This window comes from Gammaproteobacteria bacterium (assembly GCA_028819075.1).
GTDB lineage: Bacteria > Gemmatimonadota > Gemmatimonadetes > Longimicrobiales > Gaopeijiaceae > BD2-11.
The window spans coordinates 68,464-87,865 of sequence record JAPPMM010000024.1 but is presented as its reverse complement, the minus strand read 5'-3'; the positions used below and the strand labels follow the sequence as shown (position 1 = coordinate 87,865).

Here is a 19,402-nt window from a genome sequence, read left to right as displayed (position 1 = left end):
ACCACATGTCCGACACCCAGGCGCTGCTGGCCGACTACGACGTCCAGGACGTCATCGAGAAGGACAGGAAGCACCTCTGGCACCATCTGTTTCAGCACAGCGTCTTCGAGACCCAGGATCCGCAGGTCTTCGTTGAGGGAGAGGGCGCACGGGTCCGGGACATCCACGGGAAGGAGTATCTCGACGGCGCCTCGGGCGGCGTCTGGTGCGTCAACGTGGGCCACGGGCGCGAGAGCATCGCGAGGGTGGTCTACGAGCAGCTGATGCGCCTGCCCTACTATGCCGGCGTGGTCGGCACCGTCCCTGCGGCGCAGTACGCGAGCGCGCTGGCGGAATGGCTGCCGGAACTGGACCATGTCTACTTCGCCAACAGCGGCTCGGAGGCCAACGAGAAGGCGATCAAGATGGTTCGCCAGATCGCGCACCTGAACGGGACCGGGAAGTACAAGGTCCTCTACCGGGACCGGGACTATCACGGGACCACCATCGGTTGCCTGGCGGCGAGCGGACAGGAGGAGCGCAAGGAGGCCTACGGACCGTTCCCCGACGGGTTCGCGGGGATACCCCACGCCATGTGCTACCGCTGTCCCTTCGGCAAGACCTATCCGGACTGCAACATCGAGTGCGCGCGCGCCCTGGGGGATGCCATCGAGGCGGAGGGACCCGACACGGTGGGCGGGGTCATTCTCGAACCCATCACGGCGGGGGGCGGCGTTATTCCGCCGGTGGACGAATACTACCCGATTGTTCGCGAGATATGCGACGAATACGGTGTGATTCTGATCATCGACGAGGTCGTATGCGGATTCGGGCGCACCGGGACCATGTTCGGGTACGAGCACTACGACTTCGTGCCCGACATCGTCACCATGGCCAAGGGCATGGCCAGCTCCTACGCGCCGATCTCGGCCGCCGCCGTGCGCGGGGAGGTGTTCGACACCTTCCTCGAGGACCCGAGCGAGAAGTACCACTACTTCAGGGACATCAGCACCTACGGCGGATGCACCGCGGGCTTCGCCGCCGCCCTCGAGAACCTGCGCATCATCGAGGAAGAGGACCTGATCGAGAACAGCCGCGTGATGGGCGCGTACCTGCTGGACCGGCTGCGCGAGCTGTCCGACCATCCGAACGTCGGCGACGTGCGCGGCAGGGGCCTGTTCGCCGGCGTGGAGCTGGTGGAGGACAAGGCTTCGAAGACGCCGGTGGGCGAGGACGTGATGATGGCGGTGGTGAAGAAGGCCGCCGATGAGGGCGTCCTGGTGGGCAAGACCACGCGGAGCGTCCCCGGGCTGAACAACACGGTCAACATGGCCCCGCCCCTCATCGTCACCAAGGCGGACGTGGACGAGTTGGTGGATGCCGTGCAGGCCGGGATCGAGCACGGGTGCCGGGACCTCTGAGATGACTCGCGAAGCCCACAGCTTGCTGATGCGAACCCGGCGCGGTTCGGGACGATCGCCTTGACCGGGTCGATGTGACGTTCCTCGACGAGTTGCGGCGCCGGGCGGGGAAGCGGCCGAGGCGGGTCGTGTTCCCCGAAGGCGGGGATCCGCGAATCCGCGAGGCGGCGCTGGCCGCGGCCGCCCACGGACTCGCGGATCCCCTGCTGCTGGGCCCCGCGGGCGAGCTGGCGCGCCAGCTCGCCGGCGATGCGCGCTCTCGCGCCGTCCGGGTGGTCGACCCGGCCGACCCCGCCCGGGTGGAGCGCCACGCGGCGGTCCTCGGCGGCCTGAAGCGCTTCCGCGACCTCCCCGGCGACGAGTTGCGCCGCCGCGCCGCCGATCCCCTCTACCACGGCGCGCTCATGGTCGGCACCGGCGAAGCCGACGGCGGGGTCGCGGGGGCGGTCTACACCACCGCGGCGGTGATCCGGGCGGGCATCCACTGCGTCGGCCGCGCCGAGGGGGCCACCACCGTCTCCTCCTCCTTCTTCATGGTGGTTCGGCCCTTCCGCGGCCCGGAACCCGAGGTGCTCACCTTCGCCGACTCGGCCATCGTGCCCGATCCCACGGCCGAGCAGCTCGCGGAGATCGCGCTGGCGTCGTGCCGTGCGCGCCGGCGCATCGTCGGCGACGAGCCCCGTGTTGCCTTCCTGTCCTACTCCACCCGCGGAAGCGCGGAGGGGCCCTCCGTCGACCGGGTGCGGGCTGCGGTGGCCCACTTCCGCGAGGTCAGCCCGCACACCGCAGCCGACGGCGAGCTTCAGGCCGACGCCGCCCTCATCGCAGCCGTCGGTCGTCGGAAAACCCCGGACTCCCCGGTGGCGGGAAGGGCGAACGTGCTCATCTTCCCCGATCTGGACGCCGGCAACATCGCCTACAAACTTGTCCAGCGGCTCGCCGGCGCGGAGGCGCTGGGTCCGATCGTGCAGGGGCTCGCGGGCCCCTGGTGCGACCTGTCCCGCGGCGCGTCGGTGGAGGACGCGGTTCACGTGGCGTGCATCACATCCCTTCTGGCGGACTGACCCGGTCGGTCCACCCCCTCACTCCAGCCGAGGACGCCCTCAATGGGTCTTGACGAACGAATCAACGAGTTCATGCAACCCGTTACGGACGCGGTGGCCGGCTTCATCTTCTACGCCGTGCCCATCGCGGGCGCCGACGTACCCCTCATCGTGGCGTGGCTCATCGCGGGTGGCGTGTTCTTCACCCTGTACCTGCGCTTCATCAACGTGCGCGGCTTCAAGCACGCGCTGGACCTGGTCCGGGGGCGCTACACCGATCCTTCCCAGCCGGGCGAGGTCACCCCCTTCCAGGCGCTCGCGACCGCCGTTTCGGGCACGGTCGGGATCGGGAACATCGCGGGGGTGGCAGTGGCGATTTCCCTGGGCGGGCCGGGCGCCACGCTCTGGCTCATCATCGCCGGCCTGCTGGGGATGAGCACCAAGTTCGCCGAGTGCACGCTGGCGGTGAAATACCGCCACACCAACCCGGACGACTCCGTCAGCGGCGGCCCCATGTACTACCTGCAGCGGGGCCTCGAGCTGCGGAACCTGCCCGGGGTCGGCAAGGGCCTGGGGATGTTCTACGCGGCAGCCATGGTGTTCGGCTGCCTCGGCATCGGCAACATGTTCCAGTCCAACCAGGCCGCCGCGATCCTCATCGAGGTCACGGGGGCGGAAGGCAGCTTCTTCAGCGACAAGGCCTGGCTGCTGGGCGTCTTCATGGCCGTCGCCGTGGCGATGGTGATCGTCGGAGGGATCAAGAGCATCGCGCGGGTCACCTCGAAGCTGGTGCCCTTCATGGCGGTGCTCTACGTGCTCTCGGCGCTGGCCATCATCGGCATCAACGCCGAACGCCTCCCGGCCGCCATCGTCCAGATCTGGCAGGGCGCCTTTTCGCCCGAGAGCATCGGCGGCGGGATGATCGGTGTCATGATCATCGGATTCCGGCGCGCCGTCTTCTCGAACGAGGCCGGCCTCGGCTCGGCCGCCATCGCCCACTCCGCGGTGCAAACCGACGAACCGTGCACGGAGGGCTTCGTCAGCCTGCTCGAACCGTTCATCGACACAGTGGTCATCTGCACCATGACCGCGCTGGTCATCATCACGACGGTCTACGATCCCGCGCTGGCCGATGCGGGCATCAGCGGCATCGAGATGACCAAGACGGCCTTCGAGAGCACGCTCTCCTGGTCGCCGGTGCCCCTTTCCGTCGCGGCCGTGCTGTTCGCCTTCTCGACGATGATCTCGTGGAGCTACTACGGCCTGAAGGCGGCCACCTACGTGACCGGCGAGAACCGGTCGGTGGAGACGGGATTCAAGCTGTTCTTCTGCGGCTTCGTGGTCCTGGGCTCGAGCATCAACCTCGCCGCCCTGATCGATCTCTCGGACGCGATGATCTACGTGGTCGCGATTCCCAACCTGCTGGGGCTGTACCTGCTGGCTCCGGTCCTGAGAAAAGAGGTCCTCTCGTATCGGGAACGACTCGGCCGCTACTAAACTTCACGCTTTCTCAGGAGGAACATGATGCTAAGGAACATCCTCGCCGCCATCGCCGGCTACGTTGCCATGGCCGCCGTGCTCTTCGTGCTCTTCTCTCTTCTGTGGGTGACGCTGGGGCCGTCGCGCGCCTTCGAGCCGGGTTCGTGGGAGGTATCCGGCAGCTGGGTGCTCGGCCAGGTCGTGCTCGGGCTCGTGGCCGCGTACATCGGCGGACGAGTCTGTGCGAAGGTGGCGCGAGACGCCGGGGGCGCCACCAGTCTGATCGTCATGGTTATCGGGCTCGGGGTGTTGAACGCCCTGATGCCGGGGGAGATGGCGGCGGGGCCGCGCCCCGACGACGTGTCGATGATGGAGGCGACCGCGGGCGCCCGGCAGCCGACGTGGTTTGCCTGGCTCAACCCGGTGATCGGCGCCGTCGGCGTCTGGTTCGGTTCGAAGAAGCTGCGCGCGTAATAGCCGCTTGCGGGTGGGTACGCGCCGCCAACGGCGGGCGAGTCCGCCACGCGCGCGCCGCGCGCCCGTTCAGTCTTTAAGCACGAGTTCGAGGCCGGGGAGATCCACCCCGTGCGTCTCGACGCGCCAGTGCTCGCCGGGAGCGAGCGGGGCAAGCGCGGTCATGGTCCCGGTGCTGACGACGCGCTCGCCCGAGGCGCGTGATGAGGCCTCGAAGTTCGAGCGCAACCGCGGGACGAACCCGAGCGCCGCGCGCGGATGGCCCAGCACGGCGCTCCCCCGTCCCTCGGCCACCGGCTCATCGTTCCGGAAGAGCCGAACTTCGAGCCGGTCGAGCCGTTCGATTCCTTCCGCGAATCCAGGCGCGGCGCGATGTACGCGGGGGCCGACGACCAGTGCTCCGTGAAGCGCGAAATCCGCCACCGAGTCCGCGGGCGTGAGGTCCCAGCCGTAGTGGCAATCGACGACTTCGAACCCGACCGCCATCCAGGCGGGGCGGCTCCAGTCCGGCGCCCCCCCTTCCGCCTCGATCCCGAACATGACCTCGACCTCGATGCGCGGCGAGCAGAAGCCGGCCAGGGACAACTCGGCGGCCGGCGCAGCCATCGTCAGGGTCTGCTCGTACACCGGCCCCAGAATGGGCTCGGAGATGCCGAACCGGGGCCAGACGGTCCTGTTGGTGAACCCAACCTTCCACCCGGCGCGCCGGTATCCGCGCTCCCGCAGGCGACGGTCGAGGGCCGCGCCCACGCGGTAGGCGCCGTCGAGATCGAGTCCGGCCACCTGGCTGGTCGGCGGCAGCGTTGTGCTCCGCCCGTCGCGGGCCGCCAGTAGCGCGGTTGCGAGATCGGCTTCGGTCACGCCGCGCCTCCCACCCTCCGAGCGTTCATCTCCGCACACCCCTCCGCAACCAGCCCTAGCCGCCGACCAGTCGGTTGTACTGCCGCAGGATTTCCCGCAGCCGGTCGTGCGGGAGTGCGTGGATGGTCCAGTCGTTGGCGCCGGTCATGGTCTCGCCCGCCACCAGCGCGTTGATCACCGCCTCCTCGGTGCCTTCCACCGTCGCGCGGAAGATGCCGTCCAGGCGCCCGTTGGGCAGCATGACCAGCGGGACCTCCCCTTCGCCGGCGACGGTCGCCTCGCGATTCGCGGTCGAGAACGCCATGAAGATGTCGCCCGACCCCCCGGTGGACACGCTGCCGTTGCGCGCCAGACCCAGCGAGATGCGGCGCGACACGCGCTTGAGCTGGTTGGGCAGCAGCGGCGCATCGGTGGCCACAACCACGATGATCGACCCGTCGCGGTTGGCGGGCGGCGGCTCGGCGGGCGAGTCTCGGCCCCCCTCCGGCGCCGGCCTTTCCGGCAGCAGGTCGGGGATCTCCCGGCCCACCGGCACCCCGGCAACCCGCAGGAGGTCGCGCGAGCCGTAGTTGCACTGCACCAGCACGCCCACGGTGTAGGTGGCGTCACCGACTTCCACGACCCGCGACGCCGTTCCGATTCCGGCCTTGAACCTGTGGCAGCGCATCCCGGTGCCGCCCCCGACGTTGCCCTCCACCACGGGCCCGCCCGTCGCCGACTCCATGGCCGCGATCGCGTCCGCCTCGGTCACGTGCTGGCCGCGGATGTCGTTCAGCGTCCCGTCCCAGGTCTCGGCCACCACCGGAAGCGCGTTGAGCCACGCCCCGTTCCCCGTCTCCACGCTCTTCGCCGCCCCGTAGCGGATGACCGCGTGGTGCACGATCCCGACGCTCAGGGTGTTGGTGATCATCAGGGGGGTGTCCATCATGCCCCGGTCCTCCACCCAGGTGGTGCCGGTCATCTCGCCGTCCCCGTTGAGCGAGAACCACGCCGCGAACACGGGCGCCGGGTCGTCGTTGCCGCGGGGCCAGATCGCCGTTACGCCCGTGCGCACCGGCCCCTCCCCCACCACCAGCGGGCCGCTCCCGCGGACGATGGTGGTGTGCCCCACCGTGACCCCGGGCACGTCCGTAATCGCGTTCAGCGGACCGGGGGTGCCGTCGAACGGAACCCCGAGATCGCGCGCCCGCGGCCTGTCCGCGTCCTGGGCCGCAGCCTGCCCGGCAGCCACCAGCAGCGCCGCCGCGCCGAAAAGCGTTGGCAGACCGCCCCCGATTACGCGCCGAATTCCAGTCTCCAATCTCATCGGTTCACCTCCGATCTGTTCTCGCTCTGCCCTCCGAAATCGATCCTACGGCGCGTTGGGGTTGGGAGCCATCGACACCAGGAGAATCAGCCGTTCCTTGCTTCCGTTGCTCACCCCATGGGGCTCATCCGGCGCAGACCACGCCAGTCCTCCCGCCGCCAGCCGGCGCGTCTCGGCACCGATCGTAACGAGCGCCTCGCCCTCGATCACATAGTAGAACTTGGTGGCCCCGGCATGCGCATGGACCTTCTGCTCCTGCCCCGGTTCGAGACAGTAGATGTCGCAGAACATCTGCGGCGTCTCGAAGAGATTGACCTTCTGCATCTTCTCATGTGAGAAGCGCGGCGCCTCTCCGGTGTGGACAAAGGACATATTTTCGGGCCCGTAGTGGATAATTCTGTGGATAAACCGGGCTGGGAGGGCATCGGAGCGCCAGCCTCCACCGTAGCCGACGGGGGAGTCCACGGGCAAGGGCAACGTTGCGCGAACTCGCACGAGTTCCGCGCCAGGGCTATCTTCGGCCCTCGGCGGAAGGGTCCGTCCCGCGTCCGTTCATCATGGAAGCCTTGAATCCGGGGATGGACCGACCTCCCGAGCAACACGCGATGACCACCGCATGGGGAAGGAACATGACCTACGTTACGGCCTTGACCGCGCGCATCAGGCTGAGCGCTCCGATCCTGGCGCTGACGCTCCTTTTGGGATGCGCCGGCGACGCAAGCGAAGAAACGGAGGGACCCGACGTGAGCAATCCGCTGATGAGACCGGCTGAACTCGCCGAAACCGCGCCCGACACCTACCGCGCCCGCTTCCAGACGAATGAAGGTGTGTTTGTGGTCGAGGTGAACCGCGCGTGGGCCCCCAACGGCGCCGATCGCTTCTACGTACTGGTCAAGAACGGGTACTTCGACGACGCCCGCTTCTTCCGGGTGATCGAGGGCTTCATGGCCCAGTTCGGCATGCACGCGGATCCGTACGTCACGAACGCCTGGCGCAACCATCCCATTCCCGACGACCCGGTAACACAGAGCAACCTGCGGGGCTACCTCAGCTTTGCGGCCACCTCGCTGCCCAACTCGCGCACCACCCAGGTGTTCATCAACCTGGTGGACAACACCAACCTGGACGGGATGGGATTCGCGCCCGTCGGGCAGGTGGTCGAGGGGATGGACGTCGTGGACAACATCTACTCCGGTTACGGAGAAGCTGCCCCGATGGGCAACGGGCCGCTCCAGCAGAACATCTCGGCCAGCGGCAACGCCTACCTGACCGAGAACTTCCCCGAACTCGACTACGTGGAGCAGGCCACCATCGTCGGGGGATAGCGGCGGCTCGGACGCACCCTTTTGACACCCGGAAACCCGGACCGTAGTCTGTCCGTTGGGCAGAAGTCCGGGTGTGCCCTGGACCTCGGCCCGTTTCCATTGAGGATGCAGCGGCGCCGCGGCGCGTTGGCGCCGGCGGGCTCCCCCCGGGGCATGCGGAGTTCATCCGGATGAGCAGCATCATCGTGCGGCGGAGGATGACGATATGGAGTATCTGCCACGGAACCCCCACAGGAGGACACGCACCATGCAATCACCCTGGCGAACCACGCTGCTGGCCGCGGGTGTGCTGGCTCTCTTCCTCGCGCCCCCACTCGAGGCGCAGGAAAACGGCCGCATCACCGGGGTCGTAACCGAATCCGGTTCGGGCGGGCCGGTCTCCGAGGCGCAGGTCTACCTTCCGGACCAGGCACTCGGCGGCCTCTCCCGCGCCAACGGGCGGTATCTCATCATCAACGTTCCGCCGGGCACCTACACCGTGCGCGCCGAGCGCATCGGCCTCGGCTCCGCCGAGCAGGAGGTGACGGTCGGCGCGGGTGAGACCGTCACCGCCGACTTCGTGCTCGAGGAACTCGCCCTGGGTCTCGACGAGATCGTGGTCACCGGTACCGCCGGGGCAGCCCGCCGGCGCGAGATCGGCAACTCCATCGCGCAGATCAACGTCACCGAGCTGCCCGACAAGCCCGTCCAGATGGTGGACCTGCTCCAGGGCGCGGCGCCGGGTCTCGACCTGAGCGCCACCGGGGGGGAGCTGGGCGTCGCGCCCGCCATCCGCCTGCGGGGCAACTCCAGCGTCTCCATGAGCAACAACCCCATCATCTACATCGACGGGGTGCGCATGCGCAGCGAGCCGCTGGCGCACGTGGCGGCTCCGGACCACCGCGGCATCCGCGGGTCCAACACCTCGAAGACGCCGCTCAACTCGATCAACCCCAACGACATCGAGCGCATCGAGATCATCAAAGGGTCGGCGGCAACCACGCTGTACGGCACCGAGGCGTCCGCCGGCGTCATCCAGATCTTCACCAAGCGCGGATCCGTGGGGGCGCCCCAATGGACGATGGAGAGCCAGCAGGGCGCGGTATGGAGCCGCAAGTTCGGCAACTATCCGGACTCCCCCTTCCCCTACCTGCGCATGGAGCCCTTTCTCAAGACGGGCCACAACCAGCACTACATGACATCGGTGCGCGGCGGGCTGGAGAACCTGCAGTACTTCGTCTCGGGTTCCTTCTCCGACCAGGAGGGTTACCTGCCCAACGAGTTCAGCAGCGAGTGGATCACGCGCGGGAACTTCACCTTCACGCCGCTTCCCAACTTCCAGATCCAGTGGAACACATCGTACTCCACCGAGTCCGCCCAGCAGCTCTCCCAGAGCAACGCGCAGGGGCTGGGCCACAACGTGTACCGGGGCAAGGCCAACTACTTCACCGACGACTCTCCCGACGTGATCGCGGCCAGCGTGCTCGCTTTCGATATCCGCCATACCATCGACCGCTTCACCACGGGCGGCACCTTCACCTACACGCCGATCGCGGATCTTACCAATCGTTTCACCCTGGGGTACGACTGGCTGCAGCAGGACTCGCGCAACCTGCGCCCCTTCGGCTTCCGCTTCCGTCCCCGGGGCGCGCTGCTCAACCACCACTGGCAGAACCGCCTCATCACCTTCGACTACGTCGGCACCTACAGCTTCAACCTGATGGACGGGATCCGCTCCAACTTCTCCTGGGGCGGCCAGGCGGTTGGCGACGATGAACACACCGTCGAGGCCTGGGGCGAGGGCTTCCCGGGCGCCGAGGAGCCCACGGTCAACTCCGCCGCCGAGACTCAGGGATTCGAGACGCGGCAGAAGGTCTGGAACGCTGGCTTCTTCTTCCAGAACGTCTTCGACATCAACAACAAGTACTTCATCACCGGCGGCGTCCGCGTCGACGGCAACAGCGCCTTTGGCGAGGGCTTCGGCCTGCAGGTCTATCCGAAGGTCAGCGCCTCCTGGGTCCTCTCCGACGAGGAATTCTGGAATCCCGGGATGGGCTCGCTGAAGCTGCGCGCCGCCTGGGGGAGGTCGGGACGCGCGCCGGGCGCGTTCGATGCAGTGCGCACCTGGGAGGCCGCGGGCCTGAACGACCGGCCCGCCTTCCTGCCCCAGAACCTGGGCAATCCGGATCTGGGTCCCGAGGTCACCACCGAGCTGGAAGGGGGGTTCGACGCCTCCTTCGTCGACGATCGGGTGGCGATCGACTTCACCTATTATTACCAGCGGACCACCGATGCGCTCTTCGCGGTGCTGCAGGTCCCGTCCAACGGCTTCCAGTCGAGCCAGCTTCAGAACATCGGGGAGTTGAAGAACGAGGGCTTCGAGGTGTCGATCAACACCACGCCCTACCGGAGCGCCAACTACGAGTTGAACCTCGGACTCAACATCTCCACCAACAAATCCGAAGTGCTCGACCTGGGCGGCGCGCAGGCGTTCCATGCCAGCCAGGGAACCTGGATCATCGAGGGGGAGCCGGTTCCGGTGGTGCGTGACGACTACGTCTCCAATCCCGACGAGATCGCGGACCCGATCCGCGAGCGGAACCACATCTACGGCCCCAACTTCCCGACCCACAACATCGGTCCCAGCACGAGCCTGCGTCTCCCGGGCGGGATTTACATCTCGGCGGCTGGCGAGTTCAAGGGCGGCCACTTCCTGCGCGACTCCAACGTGCACCCGGGCGGCATCAGCCGCGGCGGCAAGATGCCCCTCTGCTGGCCCTACTACGAGGACAAGGCCAACAACACCAACATCACGCTCCTGGACAGCACCCCTGCGCTCTGGCGGGCCCGCTGCACGCCGAGTCTGATCGACTCCGGCTACCTCACCTGGGACGCCGACTTCTTCCGGCTGCGCAGCCTGAGCGCCCAGGTGCCGGTGGACTTCGCGTTCCCGGACCGCATCAGCAGCGCGCTGCTGACGCTCGCGCTCAACAACTCCTATACCTGGAAGAGGATGCCCTATCTCGATCCCGAGATGCGCGGTAACCAGGGAGGAGTGGACCTCGGGCAGGCCATCGCGGCCCGCAACCCGACTCCCATCAGCTTCCGGGCCTCGCTCCGGATCCAGTTCTAGAGGAGGGCGGACGATGACCACGACCAACAGACGACTGACGGCTGGCGCCCTCCTCCTGGTGGCGTTTGCGGGCGCTTGCGAAGTGACCAATCCCGGCCCGGTGCAGGACAAGTTCCTCGACGACGAAACCTCGCACGCGGCGCTGGTTCGCGGGGCCGAGCGCATGGTGCTCGAGACCGCGAACTTCGTCTTCTACACCAACTCCATCATCACGCGCGTGCTCTTCCCCGGGGGCGATACCAACTCCCACAGCCCGCGCATTCAGGGAGGCTCGCTCCCGCCCGAGGACGTGAACGGAGACTGGAACAACGTGCAGCAGGCGCTCTTCATCGCGAAGAGCGCACTGGAGAGGGGTGTGACGGGTGAAAACCTGGCCCAGGCGCACATCTGGGCCGGCTACACCTACCGGATTCTGGGCGAGAACTGGTGCCAGTGGCTGGAGGCCGCAGGCGCACCCCAGCCCCCCAGCGCGGCTCTCGACAACGCGGAGCAGCACTTCACGTCGGCACTGGGCGCCGCTGCCAATTCCACGCAGAGCAACGCGGCTTACGCAGGGCGCGCGCAGGTCCGGGTGGCCAAGGGCGACTGGGGAGGCGCCCTGAGCGATGCCGCCCAGGTACCTCCCAACTTCGTGTTCGCGGTGCAACCCGATCCGAATTTCTTCAACACGCGCAGCCGGGTCGGATGGGCCAACGCAGATGAGCCCTACCGGCAGTTCACGCTCCTCTTCACCTTCTTCGGTGAACAGGCCCCGTCCAATATCCGCTCGCTGCTGCCGCTCGAGGCCAGCGATCTTCCCGTCACCATCCCCGGCACCGGCTATTACGCGGAATCCGGGGATCCCCGGGTGGCGTGGCACCGGATCCCCGACCAGCCCTTCGCCAACGCTTCGTTGCAGGGCTTCGGCCAAGTGCCGTGGAGCAACTTCACCTGGCTGGATCCGGAGACTCCGATCCACCTCGGCACCGGGACGGAGATGCTTCTGTACCGGGCTGAGGGAATGCTGCGCGACGGCAACTACGCGGGGGGCATGGAGCTCATCAACCAGGTGCGCTCGATGTACATCAGCGACAACACCGGGGAGCCGCTGGCGCCCTGGGACGCCATGAGCCTGGAGGCGGCGTGGACGGCGCTGAAGACCGAGCGCATGATCGAGGGGCTGCTCGAGGGCCGCCGTCTGGTCGACCTGCGCCGGTGGGCTGCGGACGGTTCACCGGGCGAGGCTCCCTTCCCGCCGTGGGAGGAGCTGTCTCCCCTCTTCGCGGAAGCCCCGACGGCGACCTGCTTCCCCATCGCCGAGAACGAGGTGAACCGCAACCCGAACCTGGGCGGGTGAGCGAACGCGGAGAACGACTCGGATGTCAATGAGGAAGGACCGCTCCCCGTACGCCGGCGACGGCACGCGGAGGACCGGGGTGGGGCTCGAATGAGACCACCGCGGCGCGGCTCCCGGCTGATGGTGCCGGGAGCCTGCGCTGGTTATTATGCATGGTTGGCATGGACTGACTCCCTCTGGAGGGCCGGACGATGAACTTCATCACGGGCAAGCACATCCCGCGACGGACATTCCTGCGCGGGGCCGCGGGCGTGGCGGTTGGACTGCCGCTTCTGGACGCCATGGTTCCGGCGGGCGGCCGCTGGAGGGAGGTGATGGCGGCGGTCGACAAGACGCGTCTGGTCGGCATCGAGATGGTGCACGGCGCGGCGGGCTCCAACGACTGGGGCGCGACCCAGCACCTGTGGTCGCCGGCGCAGATCGGCCGGAACTTCGACCTGAGCACCAGCGCCCTGAGTTCCCTCGAGCCGTACCGCGACTACCTCACCATCGTGTCCAACACGGACTGCCAGATGGCGGAGGCGTTCCAGCCCAAGGAGATCGGGGGCGACCACTTCCGCACCAGCGCCGTCTACCTGACCCAGGCGCACCCGAGGCAGACCGAGGGCTCGGACGTGTACATCGGCACGTCGATGGACCAGTTGTACGCCCAGCGCTTCGGCCAGGACACCCCGATTCCGTCGATGCAGCTCTGCATCGAGAACGTGGACCAGTCGGGCGGCTGCGCGTACGGCTACACCTGCGTGTACACCGACTCCATCAGCTGGGCCTCCCCCACCGAGCCGCTCCCCGTCATCCGCGATCCGCGGGTGGCTTTCGACCAGCTCTTCGGGGCCGGCAGCACCCCGGAGGATCGTGTGGCGCGCCGGCGTGAGAACCGGAGCATCCTGGACTGGGTGGCCGCACGGGCCGCGCGCCTCAAGACGGAACTGGGGCTGGAGGACCGGGCCCGCCTCGACCGCTACATGGACAACATCCGCGAGCTCGAGCGGCGCATCGAGATGACCGAGGCGCAGAACCGGAGCGGCGAGGCGCGAGAACTGCCAGAGGCCCCGGCCGGGGTGCCGGATTCCTTCCGCGAGCACGTCGAGCAGATGTGGGACGTGCAGGCGCTCGCGTTCCAGTCCGACATGACGCGCGTCTTCTCGTTCAAGATGGGGCGCGACTCCTCGGCTCGGGTCTTCCCCGAAAGCGGCACCGACAAGCCCTTCCACCCGGCCTCGCACCACGGCGGCAACCCGGAGGCGGTGTCGGAGTTCAACCTCATCAACCGCTACCACGTGAGCACGCTTCCCTACTTCCTGGAGAAGCTGAAGGGCATCGAGGAGGGCGACTCGAACCTGCTCGACAAGAGCATGATCCTCTACGGATCGGCGATGGGCGACCCCAACCTGCACAACCACAAGCGGGTGCCCTTCATCGCGCTGGGCGGGGCCAACGGACGGCTGGAGGGTGGCCTGCACCTGAAGGCGCCGGACGGAACCCCGCTGGCCAACGCAATGCTCACCCTGCTGCACGCGCTCGGCCTCGACGACATGGACGGCTTCGGCAACAGCACCGGGGAATTCGCCCTGTCCATGCCGACCTCGATGGTGGAGCAGGCCAGCGGCAGCTGACGAACTCGGATCGGCCCCTCGCCCGCGGGGGGCCGCATCCAGGAAATAGCCGGAGGCGAGATGAAGGACGGAAGAAGAAGTGCGCGCCCCCGCCTTGACGTGGTTGCGGCGCTGGTCGTGCTGCTGGTCGCGACCGCTGCGACTCCCCCCGACTCCCCCGTGGCCGACGCGGCCATGCGCGGAGAACTGGACGAGGTGAGGGAGCTGCTCAGGAGCGGCGCCGACGTGAACGCCCCCCAGAGCGACGGCCTGACCGCGCTGCACTGGGCCGCCGACAACGGGGACGCCGCCGTGGCCCGCGTGCTGATCTACGCGGGTGCCAACCTGGCTCCGCTGACCCGCAACGACGCCTACACCCCGATGCACATGGCGGCCCGCGGCGGGCACGCCGAGGTGATCGGGCAACTGGTGGAAGCCGGGGCCGATCCGGCGGTGGCGACCTCGCGCACCGGGGTAACTCCGATGCACCTGGCGGCCAAGGCCGGCAGCGGCGAGGCGATCCGGACCTTGGCGGCCGGCGGGGCGGAGGTCGACGCGCGCGACCACCAGTGGGGCCAGACGCCGCTGATCTTCGCGGCCGGCTTCAACCGGCTGGTGGCCGTGAACACCCTGGTCGAGCTCGGCGCGGACGTATCGCTGACCGAAAACGTGCTGCACATGCCCACCCGCTACGCGGTGGACAGGGCGGCCAGAGCGGCCCGCAACGAAGTGCTGGAGTCGTTCCGGGCGCAGTCCGACAACCCGGGCCTGTGGGCCCCCTCGCCGCAGCAGGTACAGGCGGCGTCGGAGGCGGCGTGGCGGGTGCAGGCGCTTTCTCCCGAGGAGATCATCGGCAAGGCCACCGACCAGGAGATGACGGAGAACCAGCTCGCCCTGCTCCAGACCAACGCGCTCTCGTACCACGAGATGGTGGGGAACCAGGGCGGGCTGACCGCGCTGCTGCACGCCAGCCGCGACGGCTTCCGCGACGTGGTCCACGCCCTCCTCGACGCGGGCGCCGACGTCAACCAGGTGAGCGGGGGCGAGAGGAACAGCCCGCTCCTGATTGCGGCCATCAACGGGCACTTCGACCTGATGCTCGAGCTCCTCGAGCGCGGCGCCGACCCCAGGCTGGCCGACCTCTCCGGGGCGACCCCGCTCTTCGCCGTCATCAACACCCAGTACGCCCCCAAGACGCGCTACCCCCAGCAGCAGGCCTTCAAGCAGCAGGAGGCCACACACCTTGAGGTGATGGAGGCGCTGCTGGACGCGGGCGCCGATCCCAACGTGCAGCTGGACCGCCACCTCTGGTACCTGGAGTACAATTTCGCCCAGTTGAGCGTGAACATGTGGGGCGCGTCCCCCTTCTGGCGGGCTGCCCACGGCACCGACGAGAAGGCGATGCGGCTGCTGCTCGAGTACGGCGCCGATCCCACCATCCCCACCCGCAGGCCCCCCTCGCGCAGGCGCGGCGGCTACGGTGGCGGCGGCGGCGATCAAGTCGACCCGTCAGGCCTTGCCCCGGTGCCCACCGGCGGCCCGGGCGTATTCCCCATCCACGCGGCCTCCGGGGTAGGGTACAGCGGTGGCGACGGGGCCGGTCGCGCGGGGGTGTCGCACATCCACGTCCCCAACGGCTGGATGCCGTCCGTGAAGCTGCTGGTCGAGGAGCTGGGCGCCGACGTGAACGCACGCGACCACAACGGCTACACCCCGCTGCACTTCGCGGCCGCGCGCGGCGACAACGAACTGATCCTCTACCTGGTGGAGAAGGGCGCCGACGTGATGGCGGTGAGCCGGCGCGGCCAGACCGTGGTCGACATGGCCAACGGCCCGGTGCAGCGCATCCAGCCCTTCCCGGAGACCATCGCGCTGCTCGAGGGCATGGGCGCCATCAACAACCACAACTGCGTTTCCTGCTGACCGGATCGGGGCGCCGGGGCGGCCTCCCGCCCGCCCCGCCTTCCGTCCACTTCTATTCGGCGCCGTCACCCTCCTCTTCTGAGCCACGCGTCCACGGGCAGGTCGTCGGTGGTCTGGGCGTCTTCGTCCACCCAGTAGTAGGGGCCGAAGGGGCGCGTCTCGGGCCATACCTCGTCGAGGGTGTCGGCTTCATACAGCACCCCGTGCTGCATCACGTACTCGATGTCCATGGTGTTGCGGATGTCGTCCAGGGGGTTCGAGCGGAGCACCAGCAGGTCCGCGAGCTTGCCGGCCTCGAGTGAGCCGATATCCTGGTCGGCGCCCAGGAAGTATGCCCCACCCCAGGACGCCATGCGCAGCGCTCCGAGGGGACCCAGGCCGGCGGCCGCCATCCAGATCTCCCAGTGCATGCTGGTGCCGTGGTGCTCGCCGTGTCCGCCGAGCGCGCCATTTCCGCCCGCCGCCACGATGTCGGCCAGCCCCTGCGCGATCATCGGGAAGCTGTAGTCGGTTTCCGGTCTGAGCATCCGGCGGCGCAGGAAGGCGGTCATGCGCCAGGGCATCCAGCGGCGCTGCTTCTCGTGCATCCAGACATCCGATTCCGCGTACCAGTATTCGATGTTCGCCGCGGTGGGGCTGTCGAACATGAAGGGGTTCGAGTAGACGGTTCCCGCCTGCGCGAAGAACTGCACGGCATCCGAGAAGAGCGGGATGACGCTCATCGGGTGTTCCTGCCCGGTATAGCCGTCCATCGCCTGGCCCAGGTTGTACTCGAGTTCGTAGCCTTCGGCCGTGAGGTTGAGGTTCCTGGCGCGGGCGACGTCCGCGATCCACTGGCGCCGGTCGCGCCGCGGGTGCGAATGCTGCTTGAGCGAGACCGCGCCCCAGGACTGGAGACGGTCGATGGCGTCTTCGGTGGCCGCGTAGTCGCTGAGTTCCTCGTAGGGCAGGGGATCGCCCGTGGCGTAGCTGCGCGGGCCGATCATGCGCCCGGCGCGGATGAGTTCGGCGGTGGGGAAGGTGTTCTGGTGCCAGAGCGAGTTGTCGAGGCGCGTGGTGACGCCGTAGGCGAGATAGATGCCGGCCTCGTAGTCGCGCAGGGGCCGATGGCCGCGGTGCTCGCGGTTGCTGTGGGAATGCATGTCGACGAACCCGGGGACGATGGTGCGTCCCGAGGCGTCGATGACGCGGTCGGCGCCCGCCGTATCGCACTCCCCGACGCACACGATGCGGCGTCCGTCCACCACCACCGTGCCGCGCTCCAGCACCTCGTCCTGGCCCGCGCCCGCCAGGGTCACCAGCCGCGCGTTGGTGAACGCGACCCGCCCGGTCACCTCGCGCCGCGGCACCTCCAGGCGGATGTCGAAGGTATCGGCGCGCTGGGCGGTGACGTCGTGGCGGTAGTAGCGCGCGGCGCTTCCGAACTCGACCGTGGAAGCATCGCGCCAGCGCGGGAACAGGCCGCCGGTGCGGCTCAGGCGCTCGATCGGAAGCGAGCTGTCGCGGCGGCTGAGCGCCACCGGGCCGCCGGCACCTTCCGCTGGCGCGAGCGGAGTCACCCAGATGTCGTTGGCCTCCTGGAAGGCCAGCCAGCGGCCGTCGGGTGAAGGCGCGACCTCCTCGGCGGACTCGAGGATCATGTGGACCCTGCGGTCCTCCCCGTCCCGCCCGACGGAGGCGACCTCGACCCCCGCGTTCGTGATCTCCGGATAGAAAATGCGTCCCTCCGGTCCCCACGACGGGGCCAGGATCGCCGTCCGCTGCACCCGGTCGGGGCCGCTGCCGGTGGGGAGCGCCACGCGCACCACGTGCGCCCCCTCCCCTCCGTCGGCCGGGAAGCGCTGCAGGTCCCACCAGGGGTTGTGCGTGACGGTACGTCCGCGCAGGGTGGCCCCCGACCCCCGGGCGACCACGATCTCGCTCCCGTCGGGGCTCCACGCCGCGTTTACGTACTCCCCGCGCGCTGCGCTTACCTGGACGGGTGTGCCGCCTCCCGCGCGCACCTTCCAGACGTGGCCGCCCCCGGTGTCGTCGAGGGTCGTGAAGGCGATCCACTCCCCGTCCGGCGACCAGGCCGGCCCGAACTCCTGCACGGGCACGAAGTCCCCGGGTGTGGCTCGGCGCGGCGTGCCAGACGGCAGATCGGCCACCCAGACCCGCCCGATCGCCTGGAAGGCCACGGTGGAGCCGTCCGGCGACGCGGTGTGCCAGCGCAGAAACTCGGCCTCGAAGGGGCCGTCCTCGATGCGGAACTCAAGCCGCGCGCGCTCCGAGATAGTGCGCTGCACCCGCGCCTCGAAAGGAACCGGACGCACGTCGCCGGACTCGATGTCCACCAGGCCGATGCCCCCGCCCCCGGAGATCACGATCGTGCCCCCGTCCGCCGACCACGAGTACCCGGGCAGAACCCGCAGGCTCTTGTCCCCGCTCTCCACCGCGATGTTGATCGGGTCGACCAGCTTGCGCTCCGCGCCCGTCTCCAGGTCGAGCAGCCAGAGCGCGGTGCGCGGGCTGAAGCGGTGGCCCTTGAACGACACCGTGGCGGCCGGCAGGTGGCGGGCGAAGGCGAGCCAGCGCCCGTCCGGGGAGGCCTCCGGGGCGAACGCGCCCCCGCTCGAGCGCCGTCCGGCTCCCGTGCTGAACGAGGTCCCGCTGGTGATGTCGATGATGCGCCCGCTCTGCACATCGACGCGCCGGATCTGGTAGGCGCCGTCGAGCGCGTCTCGGTCGCGGCCTCCCTCGACGTCGTGGTAGTAGACGTAGCGCCCGTCCGGCGACACCGACGGCCAGTGCGCCCCGCCGTCGTCCACCAGCCGCACACCGGCGCCCCCGTCCCGGTGGTGCATCCAGATGCCCAGGCCGTTCTCCCCCACCCCGCCGCGCGCGATCGGGTCGCGCCGCACCACGATGAACTCGCCGTCGGGCGTCCACGCCGGGGTGACCGCACGCGAGTTCAGGTCGTGGAAGACCGCTCGCGCGTTCGATCCGTCGGCGTCCATGACCCACAGGTTGTCCTGCCCCCCGCGGTCCGAGATGAAGGCGATGCTCGCCCCGTCCGGCGAGATGCGCGGGTGGTAGTTGACCGCCACCCCGCTCTCCTGGGTGAGCGACTCCCCCGCGCCGCCCTCCGCCGGCACCCGGTAGATGTGGCCCAACAGGTCGAACACGACCCAGGAGCCGTCTGGCGCCAGGTCCACCGACATGCGCGTCCCCTCGGTGGTGGTGAAGTCGATTTCGCGGGTCTGGCCGCGGGGCAGGCGCACGTCCCAGCCGTCCTGTGCAGCTGCGGGGTGAGCCGAAGCCGCAAGCGAGCAGACCAGCAGACCGACGGCCGCCATCGCGGCGGTGGGGAAACGTGTCGAAAAGAGATGTCGACGCCCTACGGGCAGGGTGGTCGTGACGCGCATCGGAGACCTCCGGGACCAGCGGTGGGGAGACAATCGCCCAAGGGTCGATAGTGCCGCTCCGCGCGACTCCCGCGCAAGCGGATTCCGGCCGCGTCCAGGCAGGCGGCCAGCCCCGCAGGTGGGCGGGCGCGTCCCTGGGGC

13 protein-coding genes are annotated in these 19,402 nt (G+C 68.8%); 9 read left to right on the top strand and 4 right to left on the bottom strand.

The genetic code is table 11. The features are described from left to right. Positions 1-5 precede the first annotated feature (5 nt). The 4 genes from OXU32_06130 to OXU32_06115 all read left to right on the top strand — a co-directional run bounded on the left by OXU32_06130 (position 6) and on the right by OXU32_06115 (position 4,396). Positions 6-1,400 (top strand): aminotransferase, encoded by a 1,395-nt coding sequence (locus OXU32_06130; GenBank protein ID MDE0073543.1) that lies wholly within the window; start codon positions 6-8, stop codon positions 1,398-1,400. A gap of 74 nt (positions 1,401-1,474) precedes the next feature. Further along, positions 1,475-2,464, top strand: a complete 990-nt coding sequence (locus OXU32_06125) for a phosphate acyltransferase (GenBank protein MDE0073542.1) — start codon at positions 1,475-1,477, stop codon at positions 2,462-2,464. A gap of 42 nt (positions 2,465-2,506) precedes the next feature. Then, positions 2,507-3,940, top strand: a complete 1,434-nt coding sequence (locus OXU32_06120; protein ID MDE0073541.1) for an alanine/glycine:cation symporter family protein — start codon at positions 2,507-2,509, stop codon at positions 3,938-3,940. 24 nt (positions 3,941-3,964) lie between these two features. Continuing rightward, positions 3,965-4,396, top strand: a complete 432-nt coding sequence (locus tag OXU32_06115) for a hypothetical protein (protein MDE0073540.1) — start codon at positions 3,965-3,967, stop codon at positions 4,394-4,396. A gap of 69 nt (positions 4,397-4,465) precedes the next feature. Here OXU32_06115 and OXU32_06110 read toward each other — a convergent pair whose 3' ends face one another. The 3 genes from OXU32_06110 to OXU32_06100 are packed head-to-tail and all read right to left on the bottom strand — an operon-like array spanning position 4,466 to position 6,887. Continuing rightward, complete coding sequence (locus tag OXU32_06110; protein ID MDE0073539.1) at positions 4,466-5,257, bottom strand: hydratase; 792 nt, start codon at positions 5,255-5,257, stop codon at positions 4,466-4,468. Between the two features lie 55 nt (positions 5,258-5,312). Continuing rightward, on the bottom strand, positions 5,313-6,563 hold the full coding sequence (locus OXU32_06105; GenBank protein MDE0073538.1) for a P1 family peptidase: 1,251 nt from the start codon (positions 6,561-6,563) through the stop codon (positions 5,313-5,315). A gap of 45 nt (positions 6,564-6,608) precedes the next feature. Next, entirely contained in the window at positions 6,609-6,887 is a 279-nt protein-coding gene (locus tag OXU32_06100) for a cupin domain-containing protein (protein MDE0073537.1), read from the bottom strand. Between the two features lie 305 nt (positions 6,888-7,192). Between OXU32_06100 and OXU32_06095 the strand changes: the two genes are divergently transcribed. The 5 genes from OXU32_06095 (at position 7,193) to OXU32_06075 (ending at position 15,854) form a co-directional block, all read left to right on the top strand. After that, positions 7,193-7,888 (top strand): peptidylprolyl isomerase, encoded by a 696-nt coding sequence (locus OXU32_06095; GenBank protein MDE0073536.1) that lies wholly within the window; start codon positions 7,193-7,195, stop codon positions 7,886-7,888. A gap of 247 nt (positions 7,889-8,135) precedes the next feature. Next, positions 8,136-11,000, top strand: a complete 2,865-nt coding sequence (locus OXU32_06090) for a TonB-dependent receptor (GenBank protein MDE0073535.1) — start codon at positions 8,136-8,138, stop codon at positions 10,998-11,000. A 13-nt stretch (positions 11,001-11,013) separates the two neighbouring features. Beyond that, positions 11,014-12,336, top strand: coding sequence for a RagB/SusD family nutrient uptake outer membrane protein (locus OXU32_06085; protein ID MDE0073534.1), 1,323 nt, complete (start codon positions 11,014-11,016; stop codon positions 12,334-12,336). Between the two features lie 191 nt (positions 12,337-12,527). Beyond that, positions 12,528-13,952: a DUF1552 domain-containing protein gene (locus OXU32_06080; protein MDE0073533.1), complete on the top strand. Its 1,425-nt coding sequence runs from the start codon at positions 12,528-12,530 to the stop codon at positions 13,950-13,952. 60 nt (positions 13,953-14,012) lie between these two features. Continuing rightward, the gene (locus OXU32_06075; protein MDE0073532.1) at positions 14,013-15,854 is read left to right on the top strand and encodes an ankyrin repeat domain-containing protein; all 1,842 of its coding nucleotides are present in this window, start codon (positions 14,013-14,015) and stop codon (positions 15,852-15,854) included. Between the two features lie 65 nt (positions 15,855-15,919). Here OXU32_06075 and OXU32_06070 read toward each other — a convergent pair whose 3' ends face one another. Further along, complete coding sequence (locus OXU32_06070; GenBank protein ID MDE0073531.1) at positions 15,920-19,261, bottom strand: amidohydrolase family protein; 3,342 nt, start codon at positions 19,259-19,261, stop codon at positions 15,920-15,922. Positions 19,262-19,402 lie beyond the last annotated feature (141 nt).

Bases quoted from the DNA above. Each gene is read 5' to 3' on its own strand.
- OXU32_06090 (MDE0073535.1), top strand. From the start codon at position 8,136: ATGCAATCACCCTGGCGAACCACGCTGCTGGCCGCGGGTGTGCTGGCT.
- OXU32_06130 (MDE0073543.1), top strand. From the start codon at position 6: ATGTCCGACACCCAGGCGCTGCTGGCCGACTACGACGTCCAGGACGTC.
- OXU32_06100 (MDE0073537.1), bottom strand. From the start codon at position 6,887: ATGCAGAAGGTCAATCTCTTCGAGACGCCGCAGATGTTCTGCGACATC.
- OXU32_06115 (MDE0073540.1), top strand. From the start codon at position 3,965: ATGATGCTAAGGAACATCCTCGCCGCCATCGCCGGCTACGTTGCCATG.
- OXU32_06095 (MDE0073536.1), top strand. From the start codon at position 7,193: ATGACCTACGTTACGGCCTTGACCGCGCGCATCAGGCTGAGCGCTCCG.
- OXU32_06120 (MDE0073541.1), top strand. From the start codon at position 2,507: ATGGGTCTTGACGAACGAATCAACGAGTTCATGCAACCCGTTACGGAC.
- OXU32_06070 (MDE0073531.1), bottom strand. From the start codon at position 19,261: ATGCGCGTCACGACCACCCTGCCCGTAGGGCGTCGACATCTCTTTTCG.
- OXU32_06105 (MDE0073538.1), bottom strand. From the start codon at position 6,563: ATGAGATTGGAGACTGGAATTCGGCGCGTAATCGGGGGCGGTCTGCCA.
- OXU32_06075 (MDE0073532.1), top strand. From the start codon at position 14,013: ATGAAGGACGGAAGAAGAAGTGCGCGCCCCCGCCTTGACGTGGTTGCG.
- OXU32_06085 (MDE0073534.1), top strand. From the start codon at position 11,014: ATGACCACGACCAACAGACGACTGACGGCTGGCGCCCTCCTCCTGGTG.
- OXU32_06080 (MDE0073533.1), top strand. From the start codon at position 12,528: ATGAACTTCATCACGGGCAAGCACATCCCGCGACGGACATTCCTGCGC.